Here is a 24,575-nt window from a genome sequence, read left to right on the forward strand (position 1 = left end):
TTATAAAGATATGTGGAAAAATTACTTAAAAATAGCGTGGAGAACATTAATAAAGCGTAAGCTTTATGCTATCATCAATCTGGGAGGGCTTACAGTAGGTTTGGCCAGTTTTTTACTAATAGCCTTATACATTTCCCATGAGAACAGTTATGATACAACTTATACGGATCATGACCGGATTTTCCGTATCAATCAAAATTTCAAAAGCAGTGAGGGAGATAATTTCACCAGTTACACACCTTCTCAGTTGTTGCCTTCTATGTTGGATGAAATCCCAGCGGTTGAAGCCGGAACACGAGTTTTTGATGTAGACCTCTTTGGCCCGGTGGTGATAAAAAGCGGGGAGGAGTTATTTCAGGAAAGTAAATTTGCCTATGTAGACCCTTCCTTTTTTGAGCTTTTTAACCTGCCTTTACTGGCCGGTAGCAAAAGCGGCTTACTTAGTGATATCAATCAGTTGGTACTTACCCAAACTACTGCTGAGAGATATTTTGGAAATGTACATGCTGCTATTGGAAAACCATTAACTGTTAATGACAAAATAGAATTAGTGGTTAGTGCGGTAGTAGAAGATTTTCCGGTCAATTCTCACCTGAAGTTTGATTTTCTGGGTTCTTTTATGCGTATCCGTGCCGGTAAAGAGCCTGGCTTTAGTCCAAGTAATTACTATACCTATGTCCGCTTGCCGGATGCATCCAAAGAGGCTGAAGTGGAATTGGCGGTTAACCAATTGATGGATAAGTATATGGGCAAAGAAATGAGTGAGTATGGTTTTGAATTACTGTTGAATATGGAGCCTCTGGAAAATGTTCATTTTGATACCCTCCATACTTCCAATATTACCACAACGGCAGACATCAAGTATCTCTACATATTTGGCAGTGTTGCATTGCTTATCCTGGTGATAGCCTGTATTAATTATATTAACCTGGCTACTGCTGAAGCTTCAGAGAGGAGAAAAGAGGTGGGGGTTAGAAAAGTGATGGGCGCAGCAAAAACCCAGCTTTTCTGGCAGTTTATGAGTGAAGCAGGCATATTAGTGATTACTGCGGCCTTAGTAGCCCTTGTGCTAGTCTATTTTACATTGCCTTATGTAGAAGGGATTGCAGGGGTTTACCTGCCACTAAAAGGTTTATGGAATCAAGGGTTTTTGTTAATGTACGGAGCTATTATAGGCATTGTAATATTGTTATCAGGTGCTTACCCTGCCATTGCTATTGCAGCTCTCAATCCTTTACAACAATTAAAAAAAGCTGGTGGAAAGTGGAACCTAGAACTCCTGATGAGGAAAGGGTTGGTAGTTTTTCAATTTTGTGTTTCCATGTTTTTGATCATGGCAACCATATTGATTTTCAAACAATTGAATTTTATGCAAAGCCACACCCTGGGATATGAAAAGGATTTGGTTGTAGCCCTCCCGATTGATGGGAAAGTAGTTCGTGAAATCGAGGGTATAAAAACCGAACTTGAAAGAAAGGGTATAGCTACTTCCAGCAGTTTGGCGGCATCTATGCCTTCCCATATTGGGGCGCAATACAGTCTGAGAGACCCCGCAAAAGATGAAATGGCCACTTTTGGTGCTACAGGCTATGCCGTTGATGATGATATAGTGAAGACATTAGGTATTAAGGTAATAGCAGGCCAGCCATTCGGGCCGGAAGACCCTGAAAGAGGGGAAGAATTATACCCAATACTTATTAATGAGGCTGCTCTAAAGAGCTTAGGTTGGACAGAAGAAGAAGCCATTAACAGAGAAGTATTGATGGGTGGAGAACCTGCCAGGATTAAAGGTATAGTAGGAGATTTCCATTTTAGCTCTTTACATCAGCGTATTACTCCACTGGCTATTTTCATTCAGCCCTGGGAGAGTAATCAATTGTTGATCAAGTTGGCTTCAGATAACATTCCTTCCCAAATGAAAGCACTTCAGGCATCATGGAAAGAACTGGCCCCTCATCGTCCTTTTACTTATTCTTTTTTGGATGAGGAGTATGAACAGCTCTACAGAGCAGAAATGCAAGCGGGTCTTATTTTGAGTGTGTTTTCTACCATTGCCATCTTTATAGCGTGCCTTGGTTTATTTGGCCTGGTATCCTATGTAGCCATCAAAAAGAGTAAGGAAATCAGTATCAGAAAAGTTCTGGGGGCAGAATCATTCGATATCCTGAGAATGCTATCCTCAGAATTTGTTAAACTGCTGGGAATATCGGCTTTACTGGCTGTGGTAATAGGTAGTTTTACTTTCAATTCGTGGTTGGAGTCCTTCGCCTACAGAACTGATTTACCATTTTGGATTTATGTTGTAGCAGTGGTACTGGTAGTAGCCATATCATTAATTACAATTTTGTATAAATCTTTGATAGCAGCAACACGAAACCCTATTAATAATCTGAAAAGCGAATAACCGGACAGATCTAACCAATAAAGCCATGCTCCAAAATTATATTAAAATCGCCCTTAGAAATATCAAAAGATATCCTCTTCGTCATTTTATCCATGTGTTCGGATTATCAATTGGGATTACAGTCTGTGTAGTGGTATTTAAATTAATAAGTTTTGAAAATAATTTCGATACTTTTCATCAGGATGCTGACCAAATTTACAGGGTAAACACTATGGTGGATTATGGCAAAAAGGTAGCCTCTAATCCCGGTACGCCTCAACCTTTGAATGAAGCCCTCAAAAATGAATTTCCTTCCATAGAGATTACTGCCCCTGTCTATCATGCAGGTAAAATGATAGTGAGGTCGGGTGATGGAGCCAAAAATCTGGGTGCCAGCGATTTTGTGAGTTATGTAGATAATGGTTACTTCGAAATATTCAATTATGAGTGGTTGGCAGGAGATTCATCTTCAGCTTTAGATCAACCCAATGCTGTCGTTTTAACAGTTCATTCAGCCAAAAAATACTTTGGGGAACAGCCTTTGCATCAAATTATCGGCAATGAATTACTATACGGGGATACCATACAGACAATTGTAAAGGGGGTAGTTGTCGATCTTGCTAAGCAATCTGATTTAGTATTTACTGATTTTATATCTTACTCCACTGTTTTCGGTAAATATGATGCGGATAATGCTAATAATTGGGCTGGATTAAGTACCCAGAGCCAAATGTTTGTAAAGCTTTTTCCTGAGCAGGAGGAGGCCGCGAGAGAAGGGTTAAAGGCTGCACATCAAAAATATGTAAGTGCAGACATTGACTGGATTAAAGGCTTTAACCTGGAGCCATTGCGAGAAGTACACTTCTCAAGCACTTACAACGGCCATGTAGGAGATAAGCGTACTTTAAAAGGACTCATGATCATTGGATTCCTGATCCTGATCATTGCTTGTGTCAATTTCATCAATTTGGAAACCGCTCAGGCCCAATTAAAATCAAAGGAAGTGGGTATCAGAAAGTCCCTGGGCAGCTCCCGAAAGCAGCTCATTGGTCAGTTTTTAATGGCTACCTACTTAATTATTGTGTTAGCCATTTTAAGTGGTATTTTATTGAGCCATCTGGTTGTTATTTATTTTCAAAATTTACTTCCGGCCGGATTTGATATGAGTTTTTTCGCTATGGAAAATCTTGTTTTTTTACTGGCTTTATCGCTCTTGGTTTTATTTTTCTGCGGTATTTATCCTGCTCTGGTCATTTCAAAGTATTCACCGGTAAAAGCTATTAAAAGTGGTAAATACCAAAAATTTGATATCAATTATTTTTTGAGAAAGAATCTAATTGTTATTCAATTTGGTTTTTCCATTGCTTTCATCATAGTAGTACTGGCTATCAAATCACAAATGGATTTTCTGATGAATAAAGACCTGGGGTTTGAGAAGGAAGCCATAGTCTACATTGAAACGCCTTATGATGCCGATTTTAATAAAAATAGCAGCTTAAAAAATGAATTACTCACTGTACCGGGAGTGGAAGAGGTGAGTTTAAGTTTCGATGCGCTAATGTCCGGCTCACTCATAATAGGGTCGGTTGCCTATGAAATCAATGGAGAGTTGGAAGAGCTGGATCTGCAAATGAAAATGTCGGACACTTCCTATTTGCCATTACATGATGTGCCACTTTTAGCAGGAAGATATTTTAGAAACAACAAGCAAGAAGTCATCCTCAATGCTGCTGCCCTAACAAAACTAGGGATTGATAGCCCTTCAGAAGCTATCGGTAATTCTCTTAAATACAGAGATTCAGATTTATTAATAGTGGGAGTGATTGACGATATCCACACGAGATCTATGTATGAAGCTGTGAAGCCCACCATGTTCACTTACAGCGAGACAGTCTATAATGTGAATGTTAAATTGGCATCAGAGGTGAATTTGGCTACTACATTGGAAAATTTACAGGAAAGCTATAAAAAGATTTATCCTAATGAAGCAAATGACTTCCAATTTTTAGATGAAGCGGTTGCCAATTTCTTTAAAAATGAAATAAGATTAAGGAAAATACTCTTCTTCGCAACAGCTTTGGCTATTTTCTTAAGTGCCTTGGGGCTGTTCGGGTTGGTTTCTTTCACTATTTCGCAGAGATTAAAAGAAATCAGTATTCGAAAAATACTGGGAGCTACAATTGCTGATATTTTAGTGATGGTTTCAAAAGAGTATGCCATGCTGATAGGTATATCCTTTTTATTGGCGATTTATCCGGCCTGGTATTTTCTAAGCGATTGGTTCAGCAACTTCCATTATAGAATTTCCATGCCAGTAGGTATTTATTTGCTCTCGGGTATAATTGCACTGTTATTATGCTTATGCATAGTGTTGATTCATTCATTTAGTGCGGCTAACGCTAATCCGGCAGAGGTATTGAAAGATGAATGAGCAATTGGGATATATAGAATTGATTTTAAGAAATGAGAAAATATAAGCGATAGATTTCTATAAGAGATTATTAAAAACATTAAAAAACTGAACACCATGCTCAAAAACTACTTTAAAATAGCACTTAGAAACCTTTCCAGAAACAAAAGTTTCACCTTCCTCAATGTGACAGGCCTGGTAGTAGGCATGGCTGGCGCTATGCTGATTGGTTTGTGGATTATGCGTGAGATGAGTGTGGACAGATTCCATGAAAAAGGAGAGCAAATCTACCAGGCGTGGAATAGAAGCACATTTGATGGCGAATTATGGTGCTGGAACACTACACCTAAACCTATGGCTCCGGTGCTTTACTCAGATTATCCTGAAGTGATTAATTATACACGCTATTCGGACGCGGGAAAATTTCTTTTTAGTACAGAAGATAAAAATTTAAATCAGGAGACTGCATTTGTAGATTCTACTTTTTTTCAAATGTTCAGTTTTCCGCTAATAGCTGGGGATGTCAAACAGGTTTTTGCTACTCCTAATTCAGTGGTTATTTCAGAATCTATGGCAACCCGATTATTTGGTGAGCAAGAAGCATTAGGACAAGTGATTACCGCTGATGGACGTTTTCCTGTAACCATTACTGGAATTATGAAGGATCTCCCGGGTAATACCAGATTTGAATTTGATGCTCTTTTGACTTGGTCTTTAATGGGGCAAATTTACGAACTAGATGACTATTGGGGGAATAATTCCATCAAGACCTATGTTCAGCTGGAGGAAAATGTTGATATCACTGCACTTAATGAAAAGGTGAAAACCATCACTCAAGAGCATTCGGACGAAGACACAGAAGTGTTTTTGTATCCCCTGGAAGAGCTTCACTTATATTCTGTGTTTGAAAATGGAGTGCCAGTAGGTGGGAGAATAGATAATGTAAAGATGTTTGGACTCATAGGTATCTTTATCCTACTGATAGCATGCATCAATTTCATGAACTTAAGTACTTCCAGAAGCGAAAAAAGAGCCAAAGAGGTAGGGATTCGCAAGTTGTCCGGTGCACGAAGAGAGATGCTGATAGGGCAGTTTATGATGGAATCTATCGTGCTGACAGTCATCAGTGGTTTACTGGCTATTATGCTTGTACAATTGTTGCTTCCATTCTTTAATAACATTATTAACCTGGAGTTATCTATACCTTTCCGGAACCTATGGTTTTGGTTAATATTCAGTGGATTTATTGTATTCACAGGACTTTTAGCGGGTAGCTACCCGGCTCTCTTTCTGTCTTCTTTTCAGCCGATTAAAGTTCTCAAAGGAGCCTTTAAGAATTCACGGTCACTTTTGGCACCAAGAAAAGTGCTTGTTATTGTGCAGTTTACTTTTGCCATTGTGCTTATTGCTTCCACCATTATTGTTAAGCAGCAAATTGAGCACGCCCAAAAAAGAGATAAAGGGTATGATGGCTCACAATTAATTTATTTAAGCTATGGAGAGCAAATGGAGAAAGCATTCCCTGCTTTCCGGGCTGAATTGACGAAAAATGATGCGGTTCATTCCACTACCAGAACCTTGTCTCCAGTAACTGAAGGGTGGAGTAATTCCTGGGGTCTAAGTTGGGAAGGCAAAGATCCTGAATCTAAAATAGTAATAGATATTTACAGTGCAGATCAGGACGCCATAAGCACGCTTGGTCTGGAGCTTGTGCAAGGAAGAGAAATTGATATTTCAACATATGCCACCGATTCATTGGCTATGGTTTTGAATGAAGAAGCTGTGAAAGTGATGGGGTTTGAGGATCCTATTGGTCAGGTGGTATATGATAATGATGAGGCCTGGCATGTGGTGGGCGTAGTGAAGAACTTTGTCAATGGCTCGCCTTTTTCAAAAGATAGGCCTATGGTAATTGAAGGTCCGAAAAGGTGGATGGGTGTTGTTCATATTAAACTTACAGAAGGAGTTCCGGTAAAAGAAAGCTTAGCAACAGTAGAGAAAGTTTTTACTACACACTATCCCAATATTCCCTTTGAGTATGAATTTATTGATGAATCGTTTGCCGCAAAATTTGCCAGTCAGAAACGAATAGCTACGCTCACCTCAATTTTTTCAACACTGGCTATCATTATTTCATGCTTAGGGTTGTTTGGTTTGTCAGCTTATGCAGCAGAGCAAAGGCGCAAGGAAATCGGGGTAAGAAAAGTTTTAGGAGCTTCAGTTACAAGAATTTTAGTGTTGCTATCCGGTGATTTTGTGAAATTAGTTTTTGTTTCCATTGCTATTTCCATACCGATTTCATGGTATCTCATGCATAAATGGCTCCTCAATTTCGATTATCGAATTTCAATATCAGTTGCTGTATTTATTTTAACAGCTATTGTAGCGCTGTCCATTGCTATTTTAACGGTGATTAGCCAAACCTATAAAACTGCTAATATCAACCCGGTAAATTCTCTTAAAGACGAGTAAAGACATTTTAAACTCCAGGACCCATGCTTAAAAACTACTTTAAAATTGCCTTCAGAAACCTGTGGAAAAACAAAACCTATTCCACCATCAATATACTAGGGCTTACTCTTGGGATCACATGTAGTAGCTTACTTTTTATGTTGGTAATTGATGAACTTTCTTTTGATAACATGTATGAAAAGAAAGACAGACTTTATCGATTGGTTGAAATCAATTCAACATCCGAGGAAACCAGACAATTTGGTATAGTTCCCGGTCCGACAGGAAAAGTCTTGAGTGAGGAATATGAAGAAATAGAAGATTACACCAGGTTGTACAAATTTGGGGGACAGATAGTTTTTCAACATAATGAAGAACCGTATCAGGAAAGAGCTTACTATTTTGCAGAGCCTAATTTCTTTGAACTTTTCAATCTGGAGTGGATAGCAGGGGATCCTGCTACAGCGTTGCAAAAACCTTTTGCAGTGGTGATAGATGAGGAGTGGGCAATGCGATTGTTTGGCTCAACAGATGTACTTGGAAAAACCTTAGATTCCGGTGGTGAAACAGATTTTCTGGTAACCGGAGTGATCAAAAAATTACCTCAGAACTCTCATATTCAATACAAAATTCTAGTAGGCTTACCTACCGATTGGGACTTCTATAAGGAAATATCAACAAGTTGGGACAGGTATGGGGCTTATACTTATCTGTTGTTGAAAGAAAATGCAAAACCTGAAAGTATTCATCAGAAAATGGAAGGATTTGTAGCAAATCATTTCAAAAACCCACAGGAGCATGACTTTTATTTGCAGGCTTTACCCGATATCCATTTTAACTCTGCTGCCATAGAATATACCAGTGATACAAACAGAGGGGAAATCACTTATGTGTATATCTACATAGCGATAGGCTTTTTCATGCTCTTAATTGCATGTATAAATTATATGAATCTGGCAACAGCCAAAGCACTTGATAGAGGTAAAGAAATAGGGATCCGTAAAGTTTCCGGTGCTTATCAATATCAGTTAATCTCACAGTTCTTATCTGAATCTACATTGTTTGCTTTTATCGCTTTCTTCCTTTCCTTTTTCCTGATTGATCTGCTCTTGCCTACTTTCAATGGGCTTACGGACAAGCAATTTGAGTTTAACGTGGCTACTTTTGGTAGTATTTTTATGCTCATATCGAGTATCACCATTATTGTGGGCCTTCTATCAGGGAGTTATCCGGCTGTGCTGATGTCGCGCTTAAAGCCTGCCAGTATTTTAAAGGGTGCTATGCACACCGGTAAAGGAAGCATATTGCTTAGGAAAGTGCTGGTTAGTACTCAATTTACCTTATCGGTGATTATGATTATAGCCACTTTAATCGCTTATCGACAACTTGAATACATTCAGGATGTTCCGCTGGGCTTCGAAAATGAGCAAATGCTGATTGTAGATATTAATAATGGGGATGTCCGCGAGCGTTTTGAAACCATAAAGACGGAATTTGCTAAATCGCCTTATGTAGAAGGAGTGGCTGTATCTTCACGGGTTCCCGGCGAGTGGAAATCCATTGCTGAAGTATACACTAAAAACTTTGGAAGTGCTGATTCTATTAAAATGAATTATATCGGTTTTGATGCAGATATGATTGATCTCTATAAAATGGAGATGTTGAAAGGAGAAAATTTCTCAGGTAATAATGCTGTAGATTCTTTACACGTCATCATTAATGAAACGGCCGCAAAAGCCTTAAACCTGCAAGAACCTATCGGTAAATTTCTGTCATTGACCGATGATGGAACTGAGCAGCAGTTGCAAATTGCCGGGGTTGTAAAAGACTTTAATTTTCAATCATTGCATAATAAGGTGGGACCTATGATTTTAGGTTTTCGATCGAATGTATTTCAAAGTATAGATTACTTCTCACTCAAATTTAATGCGGAACATACCGAAGAAGTGCTTGCTCATGCAGAATCTGTTCACCATCTGTTTGATGCCCACTCTTCAATGGAGTATCATTTTCTGGATGAACAATGGGCAGCTTTTTATAAGGAAGATAGAAGGGTCAGCAATGTGTTTAGCATTGGTGGAGGTGTAACCATCTTTATTGCCTGTTTAGGTTTATTTGGCCTGGCCTCTTTTATTATTCAGCAGCGCACCAAGGAAATCGGAATTCGAAAAGTACTGGGTGCAGAAGCTACAAGCATCATTGCATTACTTTCCAAGGACTTCTTGAAACTGATATTATTGGCCACTTTAATTGCTGTACCCATTTCATGGTTTGCTATGGATAAATGGCTGCAGGATTTTGCCTACAGAGTAGATTTGAGCTGGTGGATATTTGCTATAGCAGGCATTGCAGTAATGGCCATCGCCTTTTTCACTATCAGTTTCCAATCAGTGAAAGTAGCGCTGATGAATCCTGTAGATTCCTTAAAGAGAGAATAGATTAATATAAATGTTGGATTAAAATCTAAAGACATGATCAAGAACTATTTTAAAATTGCCCTCAGAAACTTATTAAAGTATAAGTTATATTCCACCATTAACCTGATAGGTTTGTCATTGGGTTTGGGAATCAGTATGTTGATTTTCCTATTTGTGCAGCATGAAAATTCCTTTGATGATTTTCATGTCAATAAAGATAGGATAGCACGTGGCCTTTGGGAATCCGGTGAAGAGGGAAACGTGAGCACCAGTGCCAGCACTCCTATGGCTTTTCCTACAACCATTAAAGCAAAGTTTGATGGAGTGGAAAAAGTTACCCATTATGTAACTACAGGTGCATTAGCGAAAGTAGAAGGGGAGCAAAGTATAGATCAGTCACTTCATGTGGTAAGTGCAGATTTTCTTGATATTTTCTCTTTTGAAGTAATTAAAGGAGAGAAAAACCCATTTTTAAATGAAAAGGAGGCTAACCAGATAGTTATTACAGAAGATGTAGCAGAAGTGTATTACGGCACTACAGATGTTATTGGAAAAACTTTACTAATTCAGTTGGGAGCTACTTATGAACCTTTCATTATTAAATCAGTACTGGCTAATCTGCCTTCCAATTCCAGCCTTGATTTTGAAGTACTATTGCCTGAAAATACATTGAAAACAATTATTGGTGAGAACTACCAGGATAGATGGCATAATACCAATGGGGGCAGTTTTGTATTGATGGCTGAAGGAACTGATATTTCTGCACTGGAAGCAGGTTTTGCTTCTTTGGTAAAGGAAACAGTTAAAAGGGACATGGAGGAAGATACCTACAATTTACTTCTTCAACCGCTCGAAGAAATTCACCTGGACAGTGAAATCCAGACAAGTTTAGTAGTCTCCACTAATCCGCAGTTACTGTGGATTCTCTCAGGAATAGCGGTACTTATACTGTTAATTGCCTGCATTAATTTTACTACTTTATCAATAGGCCGATCTGCCACAAGAGCGAAAGAAGTAGGGGTTAGAAAGACCATGGGTGCTGCCTACAAACAGCTTTTCGGCCAATTTATGACGGAGTCAGTATTAATGACTATAGCAGCGGCATTGGTTGGTTTATTGCTTGCAAATTTATTGTTGCCTGTTTTTAATGATTTGTTTGAGAAGACATTGCAAATAGTATTCAGCCCGGCTCAGGTAGCAATAATCTTTTGCCTGCTTATATTAATCACTTTTATAGCGGGTGCCTATCCAGCATTGTTCCTTTCACAGTTAAGGCCTATAGCAGTATTAAAAAGCAACCTTAACCTTAATTTTGGAAAGCAGGGTTTGCGTAAATTTCTTCTCGGCTTTCAGCTTTTTCTATCACTATTTTTGCTGGCTTGTACTTTCATTATGTACAAGCAGATGAACGATATCAATAAATATAATTTAGGGTTTACCAAGGATGATATTCTGATGGTAGAAGTGCCTGCTATTCCCGATCAAAGTTTTATTACCATCATTAAGAAAAGCTTTGAAAAAGCAAATCGGTTTAAGAAAGTAATTCAGCAAAATGCCCAAATTGAAAGAGCAGGTATTGCTAATGCTACCTATGGAAATGATACCTGGTGGGAAGGTGGTTTTCCAGATAAAACAGGGCAGATGAAATATTTCAAATTCAGTTTTGTAGGAGCAGAATATGCAGATATTTTAAATCTTGAGTTTGTGAAGGGAAGGAATTTTTCTCTTGATATTCCTTCAGATAGTAATGCGGTAATCATTAACGAAGCTTTTGTGAAATTAATGAATCTGGAAAATCCTTTACAGGAACAGATTTATTCTGCTAAAAATGATGGCTTTAAGGATATCAGAATTATAGGTGTGATGAAGGATTTCCACCATGCCTCACTCTATGATAAAATTGAACCTGTAATGATTGCCTTAAATCCGGAAGCAGTTTTCTCAGGCATCAATTCATTAAACATTTCAGGAGGTACTAACCCTACAGTTTATATTAAACCTGCCACAGATGATTTTCAGGCAGTATTAACAACCTTAAAGGCAGCATGGAATAATTTATACCCTGAGGAGCCATTTAAATTTTCATTTTTAGATGAGGTAGTACAAAAGCAATATGTGTCCGACCAGCGATTAGGAAAAATGGTTGGTTTAGCTTCCATTATTGCCATCCTGATAGCTGCTATGGGCTTATTTGCGTTGGCCTCCCTGGCTATCTCAGGGCGTATGAAGGAGATTGGCATTCGCAAAGTAATGGGAGCTTCGGCTTACAATATCTCAGTGATGTTTAACAAGGAGTTTCTGAAAATCACCTCTATAGGGGTTGTACTGGCTATGCCATTTAGTTACTGGTTGATGATGAGATGGTTAGACCAGTTTGAGGTGAAAGCTTCACCGGGTGCATGGGTTTTTATAGCTACCATACTGTTGGGAGTAGTTTTTACAGTGCTTGTGGTCTCTTTTCAAACTGTAAGGGCAGGTTTAATGAATCCCGTGAGAAGTTTGAAAGAAGAGTAAAAAAAGGAAAAAGAAATTGGTCATTAGTTATTGGTGCAGGATAATCAACAAAATGAGTTTTAATTATTAATTATTAATAAACCAATAACTATTTACTAATAAACCAATAACCAATGACTATTTACTAGTAAACCAATGACTAAATTAACTGATTGCTCATGTTTAAAAATTATATAAAAATCGCCTGGAGAAACCTTCTGAAAAAGAAAGTATACTCTTTCATCAATATTGCTGGTTTGGGAATGGGAATGGCTTGTTGCTTTCTTATTTACATGTACGTACAGGATGAACTTTACTATGATCAATACCATGAGAAAAAGGATCGCATCTATAGAGTGATTCATGGCTTCAGTGAGTCGTCTGAATCGGATAATGTAAAGCCGGATTATTATGAGGTGTGGGGCAATGCTCCTGTTGGGCAAGCGCTGGCCAACGATTTTCCTGAGATTGAGAAGATAGTTCAGTTTTCCGGTAGAGCAGACATACTTTTAAGAAAGGGTGAAAAGATGTTTCAGGAAGAGGAGGTGTTTTTTATGGATTCTACTGCTTTTGATGTGTTTAGCTGGAAACTACTCAAAGGAGACCCCAATACAGCATTAGTGGCTCCATTTAGTATTGTGTTGACTGAAAGTACTGCAAAGAAATATTTCGGTGATGAAGACCCTTTAGGAAAAACATTGGAGGGAGATGAGTCAGGAGGTAGGTCAAATAAAGGTATTTACACTGTTACCGGAATAATGGAAGATGTGCCCCAAAACTCTCATTTCAAGTTCAATACCTTAATTTCGATGAGCACTTTCAAGCAAAGAAGACCTGAGATATTTGATTGGTGGGGGTATGTTGATTTCTATACCTATTTTTTGGTGAATGAGGAATTCAATCCTGAGGCATTTCAGAAGAAGGTACCTGAATTTTTAGCCAGGAGAGTGGAGGAAAATTTAGAGGGATACCATATCAAAGCAGAGCCTTTAGAAGATATATATCTTCACTCTTCTGCATTGAGGCAGCCAGGGGAGTTAGGCAGCATGTCGAATATCTACATTTTTTCAGTAGTAGGTCTATTCATCCTGTTTATAGCTATAATTAATTTTATGAACCTCTCCACTGCGCGTTCTATGGATAGGGCTAAAGAGGTTGGCATTAGAAAGAGCATTGGCGCTGACAGAAAAGGGCTTATTTTTCAATTTTTGGGAGAATCACTCATCATTGTTGTAATATCTTCTATTCTGGCATTTGCACTAGTAGGTGTCTTATTACCATTAATGAAAGAGCTAACTGATAAATCTTTCGATTTTACTCACTTCTTTTCACCTTCAACAATTTCTATACTTCTTCTATGCATTGTAGGCATTGGCTTTTTAGCTGGCTCTTATCCGGCTTTTGTGCTTTCAAACTTCAAACCTGTAGCAATACTTAAGGCATCTGCAGCAGGTAATCAAAGTAGAGGTGTTTCCTTAAGGAAGGCATTGGTAGTATTTCAGTTTACACTTTCCATTATTCTTATTTCGGGTACTATTATAGTATATACCCAAATGGGACACATTTTGGAGACAAACCTGGGATTTGATCAGGAAAGAATGTTGGTAGTTGATTACAATTACGATGAACAGGTAAATGAAAAATTAGATAACTTAAAACACGAGATGGAGTCCATTCCATCTGTGGCTTCAATGGCTGCAGCGAGGAGCATTCCCGGCAGCCATTTTCCTAAGGCAGAAACATCCATTGAAAGTGAAAGCGGAGAGATGCGACATGAAACTCAGCCCATTTTTCAGGTAGATGTTGACTTTATTCCTCATATGGGGCTTGAAATAGTTGCTGGGAGAGGATACTCTAGAGATTTCCCTTCAGATTTAGATAATGCTCTTGTCATCAATGAATCGGCAGCAAGGCAATACGGCTATTCAAATACCGCTGATGTGGTGGGGAAAAAATTTACGCAGTGGGGTAAAGAAGGCAAAGTAATTGGGGTGGTAAAAGATTTCAACTTTGAATCGCTTCACAAAAAAGTAGAGCCGCTTACATTAATGCTGGAACGTTTTGCCAGCAGGTATTTGATTCTGAAGGTGAATTCAAACGATATTCAAAGCACTATCGCTTCTGTGGAATCTGTTTGGAAGTCTATTGCTCCACACCGTCCATTTCTCTACAGTTTTTTAGATGAGGATTTCAATAAGCAATACATTGCTGATTTTAGGTTCAGAAGACTTTTTACCATATTTTCTGTATTGGCCATATTTATTTCATGCCTTGGCTTACTGGGCTTAGCCACCTACACAGCTGAAAGCAGAACAAAGGAAATTGGCATTCGCAAAGTATTAGGAGCGGGTGTTACCAATATAGTTGGATTACTTTCTAAAGATTTCATAAAACTAGTATTGATAGCAATTGTAATAGCTACACCAATTGCCTGGTATGCAATGAATTTGTGGCTACAGGATTTTGCCTTTAGAATTAAAGTTAACTGGTGGTTTTTTGCCATTTCTGGTTTCTTGGCATTAGTTGTAGCTTTATTTACTGTTAGTTTCCAGTCTGTAAAAACAGCTTTAATGAACCCTGTTAATTCTCTTAAAAATGAGTAGACACTAATTATAGATTATCATGCTTAAAAACTATCTCAAAATATTCGTCCGTCAGCTCTTTAAGAATAAAGCTTACTCATTCATCACTATTGGGGGGCTATCGATAGGAATTGCTGCTGCGTTGTTAATCATGTTATATATTCAATTTGAACAAAGCTATGATGCAGACCTTAAAAATTCAGGTAATTTATTCAGACTGAACCTTTCCTCTACCTCCGAAGACGCTACAGTAGAGAAAAGTGCTCGCACTTCGCCTGCTATGGGGCAACTGGCTTTAGATAAAATTGCAGCAGTAGAAGATTTTAGCAGAGTAGTGATAATGGGTGAGGTAATTGCAGGAAGGGGAGATGATTTTGTTAGAGAGGAGCATATATTTCTGACAGATAACAACTATTTTGATTTTTTCGATTTAGAAATTAAACAGGGAAATGTTGCTTCAATGAGCCAGCCATTGAAGGCCATGCTTTCTGAAAATACAGCTGAAAAAATATTTGGTAAATCAGATCCAACTGGGCAGGTATTGGAGATCAACAGTACCAATTTTGATGGAACTGTAGAATTTGAAGTCGTAGGAGTTTATGAATCTCTACCAGAGAATAGACACTTAAGGCCTGAAATCCTTGTTTCATATGCCACATTACATCATTTCATAGGAAAGCAAATTGATCAGTCTTTCGATTGGTTAAATCTTTATACCTACCTTAAAGTAAATAGCGATGATATTCCATTAGTGGAGGAGCAGGTAAATGCTGCTTTACAAGAAAACTATGGAGAAACTTTAAAAACAGCTGGAACGGAATGGCAATTAGCTTTACAAGCTGTACAGAATATCCATACAAATACGCAATACGCAGGGGAGTATAATGGCGGCATAGACGGAAGTAAATTAAAATATTTTATATGGATAGGTACTTTCGTTTTGTTGATGGTTTATCTTAATAGCATCAATATAACCAATGCAAGAGCACTAAATAGGGCCAGAGAAATTGGAGTAAGGAAAGTAACCGGGGGAAATAAAAAGCAGCTTTTTCTGCAGTTCATGCTCGAGTCGCTTTTTTTGAACTTAATAGCAGTCTCTATTGCAGCAATAATCATTTTATTAAGCGGAAGTTACCTGGTTGAAGCCCTGTCTCTAAACTTACCTTCTACTCTTTTTAGCATTAGTAGGCTTAACCAGCCATTATTGGCTTTATGGATAGGAGGTACTTTGCTTTCCGGCATTTATCCTGCTTTAGTACTGACTTCCTTTTCACCCTCAGCGGTTTTGAAAGGAAGACTCACTTTTAAATTGAAAAGCACCTTTGCCAAGCCTCTTTTGGTCACTCAATTGATATTTTGCCTGATCATATTATCCGGAATTCTCACCGTTTATCTTCAGCTCAACCACATGAGGAATCAAAAATTAGGGATTTCTCTTGATGATAAAATAGTAGTGCGCTCTCCTATGCTCTTTGTTGAAGGAAGTGGTAACTATCAGGAGCAAATGAGCACTGAGTTCACAAAAATAGAAGGAGTAAAAGCCGTGGCTGCCACCAATGAAATCCCAGGCAATGAAGTGTATTGGCGCTCTGATAATGTACATGTAGAGGGGAAGGTTAAAAATGGTAGCATGTACACTATTTTAAATGTTGGTGAAAATTATTTCAATGTATTTGATATAACACTTCTGGCAGGTAAATATTTCAATAACCACTTACAAACAGGTTCTGAAGCAATTATTAACAAGAAAGCTTTAGAAACACTTGGATTAAAAAAGGCAGAAGAAGCTATTGGAGAAAAGTTGTATAGTAATGGTAATGCAGTACCTATTGTAGGCGTGGTGGAAAATTACAGACAACAAGGAGTAAATAGTCAAATGGATCCTATGGTGTTGAACTATTCATCAGGTGATTTAAACTATTATGTTTTGGATATTGAGGAAGGTAAAACTGAAAATGTGTTACCTCTAATAGCCAGATCATTCAATAAGCTTTTTCCTGCCTCGCCTTTTGAATACTACTTTCTGGATGAGCACTTTGATAAACAATATAAAAGTGAGCTTCAGTTTGTGAAACTTTTTAGTCTGGCAGCTATAGTAGCCATCATTATTGCAGTAAAGGGAATAGTGGGTGTAACTACTCAACTGATCATTCAAAGAAATAAAGAAATCAGCATCAGAAAGATCATGGGGGCCTCCTTTAATGATGTGCTTGTTTTAGTGTCAAGAGAATACTTATTGTGGTTAAGTACTTGTTTTATGGTAGGTGTTCCCTTGTCATATTACTTGTTTTCTAACTGGCTGAATAGTTTTTTGGTTCGGATAGATTTAGGATGGTGGTTTTATACCATACCTCTGTGCATTATCCTCATCATTTTTACCGGCTCAACGCTATTTCAAACTGTGAAAGCAGCCTGGGTTAATCCTGCAGAGACTTTGAAAAGTGAATAATAAAAGATTTATAAGAATTTAGAGAATAGCTATTTAAAATTAATACCACCGTCATGCTTAAAAACTATCTAAAAATCGCCTGGAGGAACCTGAGAAAGCATAAGCTTTATTCAGCTATCAATGTTATTGGTCTTTCAGTAGGAGTGGCTTGCTCCTTAATGATTGCCCTTTATGTACTGCATGAAATGAGTTACGATAATTTCCATCAGAACTCAGAAAATATTTACAGACTAAACAGGGATATAAAGGTAGGAGAAAATTTCTATCATTTTGCAATATCTCCTGCACCGGTTGCCTCTTTTATGAAAGAAGAAATTCCTGAAGTAGAAAAAGCAGTTCGGCTAAGAAACTTAGGTTCTTTCCTGGTGAAACGACCCGAAATGAGCCAAAGCTTTAAAGAAACAAGGTTGATTTTTGCGGATTCAGGTTTTTTTGACCTCTTTAGTTTTCAATTACTAAAGGGCAACCCATCTCAGCAACTCAAGGAACCTAATACTATAGTGTTAAGCCGTACAATGGCGGACAAGTATTTCAGGAATGAAAGTGCGATTAACAAATCATTGATTTTGGATGGTGATGAAACATATAAGATAACCGGTGTATTTGAAGACATGCCGGAAAACTCGCATATCCAATATGATTTCCTGATTTCTATGTCCTCCATAGAGGAGCAGGCGAGCAACAACAGCTGGACCAGTAACAATTTCTTTACTTACTACCAACTACGTGATGATGCTAGTCTGAAGAATGTGATCGATAAAATTAATCAGAAATCTGATGCAGAATTAGCGATTGTTCTTGAGACTATGATGAATGGAAAAACCATTGAAGAATTCAAAGCTGAAGGAGGCACAATGGATTTCTTTATGCAACCTCTGGAAGATGTTTACCTTCAGTCTGATTTTACCATTGACATAGGCAGAACGGGGAATAGAAACTATGTTATTCTTTTCGGATTAATCGCTGTTTTCATCATTATTTTAGCCAGTATTAACTTTATGAATCTTTCCACTGCGCGCTCAGCTAACAGAGGAAAAGAAGTGGGTGTGCGAAAAGTGTTAGGATCCTACCGATCTAACTTAGTAGGCCAGTTTCTGACAGAATCTATTTTATTGAGTGTGTTTTCATTTATGGTGGGGCTATTCCTGGTAGTATTACTTTTACCCTATTTTAATGAGTTAACAGATAAACGATTGGTACTACCTGTAGACAGCCCTGTTTTTATAATAGTTTTAATAGCATCATCATTAATAATAGGTATGTTGGCCGGTTTATATCCTTCGTTTTACCTGAGTGCTTTTAACCCTGTAGACACATTAAAAGGAAAGCTTTCTACTGCTTCCGGTAACAGTGCTGTAAGAAGCGGACTGGTAGTTTTCCAGTTCTTTATAAGTATACTTTTAATCACAGGAACGGTTGCCATTTACAAGCAACTGCAATTTATACAGAATAGAAATATCGGCTTTGAAAAGGATCAGGTCATTCTGTTGAATGATCCTTATATGCTGGGCAATAAAACAGAGGCTTTTAAGGAAGAGATCAAAAAACTTCCCAATGTAGTTTCTGCAAGTTACAGTGGCTTTATTCCCATTAGCGGATATAGTAGAACTGATAATACTTACTGGCCGGTGGGTCAGGATGCCTCTGATAATAATTTGGTAGGCATCCAGATGTGGAGGGTAGATCCGGATTATGTCACAACCATGGGTATGAAAGTAATTGATGGCAGGGATTTTAATAAAGAAATAGCCTCAGATTCTTCCGGTGTAATACTGAATGAAAGAGCCTTTGAAATGTTCGGTTTTAAAAGAGGAGAAGACAATGCTATCCAAACAAATGCTTTTGATGAATCGAACAACCTGATTGAAGGAGAATTTGAGCAGCACAAGGTGCTGGGGGTAGTAGAGGATTTCAATTTTGAATCCATGAAAGAAAATATCGGGCCCCTGGCATTATTTATGGGAAGTAGTACTTCCTCAATGGTGATCAAATTGCAATCAGATGAAATAGCCTCTACTTTATCTAATATAGAAACCAAATGGAATGAATTTGACTCCAGTTTGCCATTCAGCTATACATTCTTGGATGAAGAGTTCGCCAATATGTACAATGCAGAGCTTAAGCTGGCCCAGGTGTTTTCCATTTTCGCAGGCCTTGCCATATTTATTGGTTGCTTAGGATTATTTGCTCTGGCTTCTTTTATGGCAGAGCAGAGAGCAAAGGAAATAGGTATCCGAAAAGTGCTGGGAGCCTCAGTTAATGGAATAGTGCTATTACTTTCCAAGCAGTTTTCCCGATTAGTGATTTTGGCCTTTTTATTAGCTGTACCGCTTGCCTGGTGGGGTATTTCTCAATGGCTGGAAGGCTATAATTACAGGATAAACATTGGTTGGGAATTATTTGCAATTGCAGGTATTTCGGCCTTTTTAATTGCCTGGCTTACAGTGGCCTACCATTCTATAAAAGCGGCAGTAAGCAATCCTGTAAATTCTTTAAAAAGTGAATAATACTATTTGAGAATTCGATAAAAAGAATAACTAAAATCAAAGCTCATGTTCAGAAATATAATAAAAATCGCTTTTCGTAGTCTGTTAAAGAATAAGAGCCATACAGCTATAAATTTGGTAGGCTTGAGTATAGGTATCACAGCTACTTTTGTAATATTTCTCATTTTAAAATTTGACTTTAGCTTTGATAAGTATCACGATGATGCAGGTAATATCTATAGATTGGTAAAGGAAGAGATAACACATGGAGATAAAGATTTTGATATAGGTATTCCTTATCCACTTAGGAAAACTTTTAAAGAGAGTTTTCCTGAAGTAGAGCATTTCGCCATGGTTGATATGAGCAATGGGAGTTTAATTTCAATTGAGAAAAATGGTCAAAAAATAAAATATGGTTTGGATAACGCTAGTGTAGCATTTGTGACAGCTGAATATTTTGACATTTTTGATTACGAATTTTTACAAGGTACCCCTCAGTCATTATTTAATACTGCCAATGCGGCCGTGCTTACCCAATCTCAGGCGGAAAATCTATTTGGCAGTCATCAACAAGCTATAGGGAAAAGCATCATCTTAGATAACAATTATGAAGTATTGGTTTCAGCTATAGTTGCAGACCCTCCTGCTAATACTGATTTACCCTTTCAATTAATTCTTAATCAAGAATTAGGAGGAGCCGACAGAATTTGGGATTCATGGGGAGCAACATCCAGTTCAGTGCAGGCATTTATAAAAGTACATGACAATGTTGATATGGCGAATTTCAATCATCAAATTGCCGATTTCATACAAAGAAATATATCAGAAGATAATCCTACTGAAATTCGTTTAGTAGCACAACCTCTTGCTGAAATGCATACGGATTTTCGTTATGGAACTTTCACGGGTAGGTTAGCTACAGAACGGGAAACAATTACACTTGCGCTTGTTGGAATATTACTACTATTGGCGGCATGTATCAATTTTGTAAATCTTAACACTGCTTTAGCCAGCAAAAGAGCAAAAGAGATAGGTATAAGAAAAGTTTTAGGAGGGGGAAGGCTTCAATTAATGAAACAGTTCATGATGGAAACGGCTATCATCACGCTAATCGCCATATTTATGGCAATAGGCTTGTCCGAAATAGCGACTAATCATATTGAACCATTTATCGGTTATGATATACCAGAGATTTCTTATGATGTAAGCCTAATCACAGCTTTATTTGGGTTATTCATAACTGTAACCCTTCTGTCAGGACTTTACCCTGCCTTTATACTATCTGGTTATAAACCTATACAGGCATTGAAAAGTAAATTAAATGAAGTGGATAAATCTAGCTTTTCCGTGAGAAAATCTCTTGTAGTTTCACAGCTTGTTATCTCTCAGGTAATGATAGTGGCCGTAGTAGTGGTGACCAGGCAAATGAATTTTTTCCTGGCGCAGCCTATGGGTATCAATTCAGAGAATATTATTGAAATGCCAGTATATGATGCGGATCAAACCAATTTTGAAAACCTAAGTAACAGAATTTCAGAAATTGATGGGGTTAAGCATGTTTCTTTTTCAAATACAGGTGCAGCTTCAAGCTCCACCTGGGGCGGTAAAATTTATTATGTCAAAAATGGCGCAGAAGAAATTGCCAGTAATGTGGTGCAGGTCAAAAATATTGATGATCAATACTTAGATACTTATGATATAGAATTGTTGGCAGGAAGAAATATTAGAGAGGATACTATAAGGGAATATTTGCTTAACGAGCAAACAGTTAAAGCATTGGGAGTGGAAAACTATGAAGATATGCTCGGGGCCACTGTACAGGTTTGGGGAACAGATGGGCAAGTAGTAGGCATTATCAAAGATTTTTATACAACATCTTTACATCAGGAAAAACCACCTATAGCGCTGTGGTACGATAAAGAAAACTTCACACAGGTAGCTGTCAAAATAGATAACAGCATGGCCGATAATATACTACCGACCATTCAAAAAGAGTGGGAGCTTAGCTATCCCGACTATTTGTTTACTTATAGCTATTTGGATGATACGATCGATCAGTTTTACATTAATGAAGCAAGGATGAAACGTACTTTCAGTCTCTTTACCGGCATTGCCTTATTTATAGGTGCTATCGGTTTGTTAGGCTTACTTTCATACATTGTACAGAGCAGAACTAAAGAAATAGGTGTAAGAAAAGTGCTGGGAGCCAGTATATCTGAAATCATGCAATTGCTAACATTCGATTTTGTTAAACTGGTTATTGTGGCTTTTTTGATTGCTATACCAGTTTCCTTGTACTTTATGAATCAATGGCTACAGGATTTTACCAATAGAATATCCATCAGTATATGGGTGTTTTTGATAGCTTTTTTGACCTCCGTATTTATTACATTATTAATAATTGTATACAAGGCGTTTAGGGCATCAATTATCAACCCGGTAAAAATACTTAAAGACGAATAACCTTAAAACATAATCATTATGCTACTCAATTACTTGAAAATTGCACTTCGCAATATAAAGCGCCATAGTCTTCGCTCATTCATCCATGTACTAGGTTTGTCTATAGGCATTGCAGCTTGCTTTGTTATTTATAACCTGGTGTCCTATGAGTATAGCTTCGATACCTTTCACCCGGAGAAGGAAAAGATTAACAGACTTACTACTTTAACCACTAACGGAGTGGAAGATTGGCCTAATCCTGGCTCACCTATTCCACTAGCTGAAGCAGTAAGGAATGAAATGAAATCAGCAGAAGCTGTTACTCAATTATATACTATTAGGTGTCTGGTGGAATCTGCTGATAAGGAGGACAACTATGGTATAACCAATAAAGCTGTATTTACTGACCCTCAATATTTTGAGTTTTTCAAATATGAGTGGCTGGCAGGTAATCCTGCTTCTTTAGAAGATGCTTATACTGTAGTACTTACACAAAGTAAGGCTGAAAAATATTTTGGCAATACTACTCTTAACAACATAGTGGGGAAAGAATTAATTTATACAGATACCATTAGAGTCACCGTTGCAGGAGTAGTAGCTGATTTAAAAGAGCAAACAGATTTAATATTTACCGATTTTCTGTCTTACTCCACAATTCTAAATAATCCTCATATCCGTAAGTTTAGAAATGTGGACGATTGGGAAACAGTTAATTCTTCTGCCCAGCTTTTTGTAAAGGTTGATCCAACAGAAACTGAACTGGCAAAAAGAGAATTATTGGCTATAACTGATAAAAATATTGAAGAAGATGGTAACTGGACTACCACTTTTGATCTGGAACCATTAAATCAATTGCATTTTTCAGATAACTACGCTTTTCATACTGCCGACAAATCCACCTTAAACGGATTAATAGCTATTGCATTTTTTATTCTGATAATTGCCTGTATAAACTTTATCAATCTGGAGACAGCTCAATCCAAATTAAGGACTAAAGAGGTAGCAGTAAGAAAAACCCTGGGCAGCTCCAGGAAACAGTTGGTAAGTCAGTTTTTGACGGAAACTTATATACTAATAATTACCTCCATTGTATTAGCCATTTTTATGAGTGAGCTGGGTATCATTTATTTTAAGGAAGTATTACCCGAGAACTTTAATTTTAGCTATTTTACTTTCTGGAACTTACTATTTCTCTTAGGGTTATCGCTTATAGTTCTTCTGTTTTCAGGATTTTATCCTGCCTCTATTTTGTCCGGATTTTCACCTATAAAAGCCTTAAGAAGTACTCAATCTGCAGGCAGAAGATTCAATTTTCAATACTTTTTAAGAAAGAACCTCATTGTATTTCAGTTTGCCTCTTCTATTGCATTCATCATAGTTATTCTAGGCATAAGTGCACAGATTAATTATTTGATGGAAAAGGAAGTAGGCTTTAACAAAGAAGCAGTATTGCATATTAATACTCCTTTTAAAGATTCACTTTCCAAAACTGAATTGTTAAAAGCTAAGTTGGAATCCATTGCGGGAGTCAAAAATGTTGCATTAAGTAGTGATATGCTGATTTCCAATTCTTTGTGGACTACCTCGGTGGATTATGAAATAAATGGACAAAAGGAGGAAATTAATATACAATCAAAAATAGGAGATACCTCTTATTTAGGCCTCTATGAAGTACCTATTTTGGCAGGAAGAAATTTTACCACAGATGAAACAGAGATTGTGGTCAATGAAGCTGCATTGGAAAAATTAGGGATTCTTGATCCACAGGATGCATTAGGAAAAACTGTGTTATATGATAGCAGCAATCTATCAATAGTAGGGGTGATACCAAATATTCATACAGAATCGATGTATGAAGCTATCAGGCCAATGATGATGGGCTATGATAAAAGAAACTTATTTACAGTAAACGTAAAACTAGCTTCCAATGTAGATGTCACCGGCATTGTAGACCAAATGAAAGATACCTACAAAAAAGTTTATCCAAACGAAACCTATGAATTCCAGTTCCTGGATGAGACAGTGGAGGACTTTTACCGAAGTGAGGTAAGGTTACAAAAGGTGTTGTTTTTTGCTACTTCTATAGCGATATTAATCAGTTGTTTGGGCTTGTTCGGGCTCGCGTCTTTTACTATTGCGCAACGCACTAAAGAAATCAGTATTCGAAAAGTTTTAGGAGCCTCCATTAGTAGTATTTTAGTGCTGATTTCTAAAGAATATGCTTTATTAATAGGAATCTCTTTTGTGGTTGCCATCTATCCTGCATGGTATTTTATGTCGGAGTGGCTGGGTAATTTTCAGTTCAGGATGGATACACCGGTAAGTATTTACTTGCTGGCGGGAGGAATAGCTTTTCTGCTTAGTATTGGCATAGTGGCTCTACACTCTCTAAAAGCTGCCAATAGCAACCCGGCGGAGGTGCTGAAAGATGAGTGATTTGAATATGAGAATTTTTATTTAAA

General features: G+C 37.7%; 10 protein-coding genes. All 10 read left to right on the forward strand.

The annotated features are described in order from the left end of the window. Positions 1–10: 10 nt before the first annotated feature. The 10 genes from IEV85_RS07560 (at position 11) to IEV85_RS07605 (ending at position 24,549) form a co-directional block, all read left to right on the forward strand. Entirely contained in the window at positions 11–2,404 is a 2,394-nt protein-coding gene (locus IEV85_RS07560) for an ABC transporter permease (protein ID WP_188461868.1), read from the forward strand. Between the two features lie 25 nt (positions 2,405–2,429). Continuing rightward, positions 2,430–4,814, forward strand: coding sequence for an ABC transporter permease (locus IEV85_RS07565; protein WP_188461870.1), 2,385 nt, complete (start codon positions 2,430–2,432; stop codon positions 4,812–4,814). Positions 4,815–4,910: 96 nt separating this feature from the next. Further along, a complete protein-coding gene (locus tag IEV85_RS07570; protein ID WP_188461872.1) occupies positions 4,911–7,265 on the forward strand; it encodes an ABC transporter permease in 2,355 nt (784 codons plus the stop codon). 23 nt (positions 7,266–7,288) lie between these two features. After that, positions 7,289–9,682: an ABC transporter permease gene (locus tag IEV85_RS07575; RefSeq protein WP_188461874.1), complete on the forward strand. Its 2,394-nt coding sequence runs from the start codon at positions 7,289–7,291 to the stop codon at positions 9,680–9,682. Between the two features lie 33 nt (positions 9,683–9,715). Further along, positions 9,716–12,175 (forward strand): ABC transporter permease, encoded by a 2,460-nt coding sequence (locus IEV85_RS07580; RefSeq protein WP_188461876.1) that lies wholly within the window; start codon positions 9,716–9,718, stop codon positions 12,173–12,175. Positions 12,176–12,333: 158 nt separating this feature from the next. Beyond that, on the forward strand, positions 12,334–14,757 hold the full coding sequence (locus tag IEV85_RS07585; protein ID WP_188461878.1) for an ABC transporter permease: 2,424 nt from the start codon (positions 12,334–12,336) through the stop codon (positions 14,755–14,757). 19 nt (positions 14,758–14,776) lie between these two features. Then, a complete protein-coding gene (locus tag IEV85_RS07590) occupies positions 14,777–17,185 on the forward strand; it encodes an ABC transporter permease (RefSeq protein ID WP_188461880.1) in 2,409 nt (802 codons plus the stop codon). Between the two features lie 53 nt (positions 17,186–17,238). Then, positions 17,239–19,692 carry an ABC transporter permease gene (locus IEV85_RS07595; RefSeq protein WP_188461882.1) on the forward strand — a complete coding sequence of 818 codons (2,454 nt, stop codon included), beginning with the start codon at positions 17,239–17,241 and terminating at the stop codon, positions 19,690–19,692. Between the two features lie 45 nt (positions 19,693–19,737). Further along, complete coding sequence (locus IEV85_RS07600) at positions 19,738–22,134, forward strand: ABC transporter permease (RefSeq protein ID WP_188461884.1); 2,397 nt, start codon at positions 19,738–19,740, stop codon at positions 22,132–22,134. A gap of 18 nt (positions 22,135–22,152) precedes the next feature. Further along, positions 22,153–24,549 (forward strand): ABC transporter permease, encoded by a 2,397-nt coding sequence (locus IEV85_RS07605; protein ID WP_188461887.1) that lies wholly within the window; start codon positions 22,153–22,155, stop codon positions 24,547–24,549. Positions 24,550–24,575: the final 26 nt, after the last annotated feature.

It is taken from the genome of Marivirga lumbricoides, assembly GCF_014636295.1.
Lineage (GTDB): Bacteria > Bacteroidota > Bacteroidia > Cytophagales > Cyclobacteriaceae > Marivirga > Marivirga lumbricoides.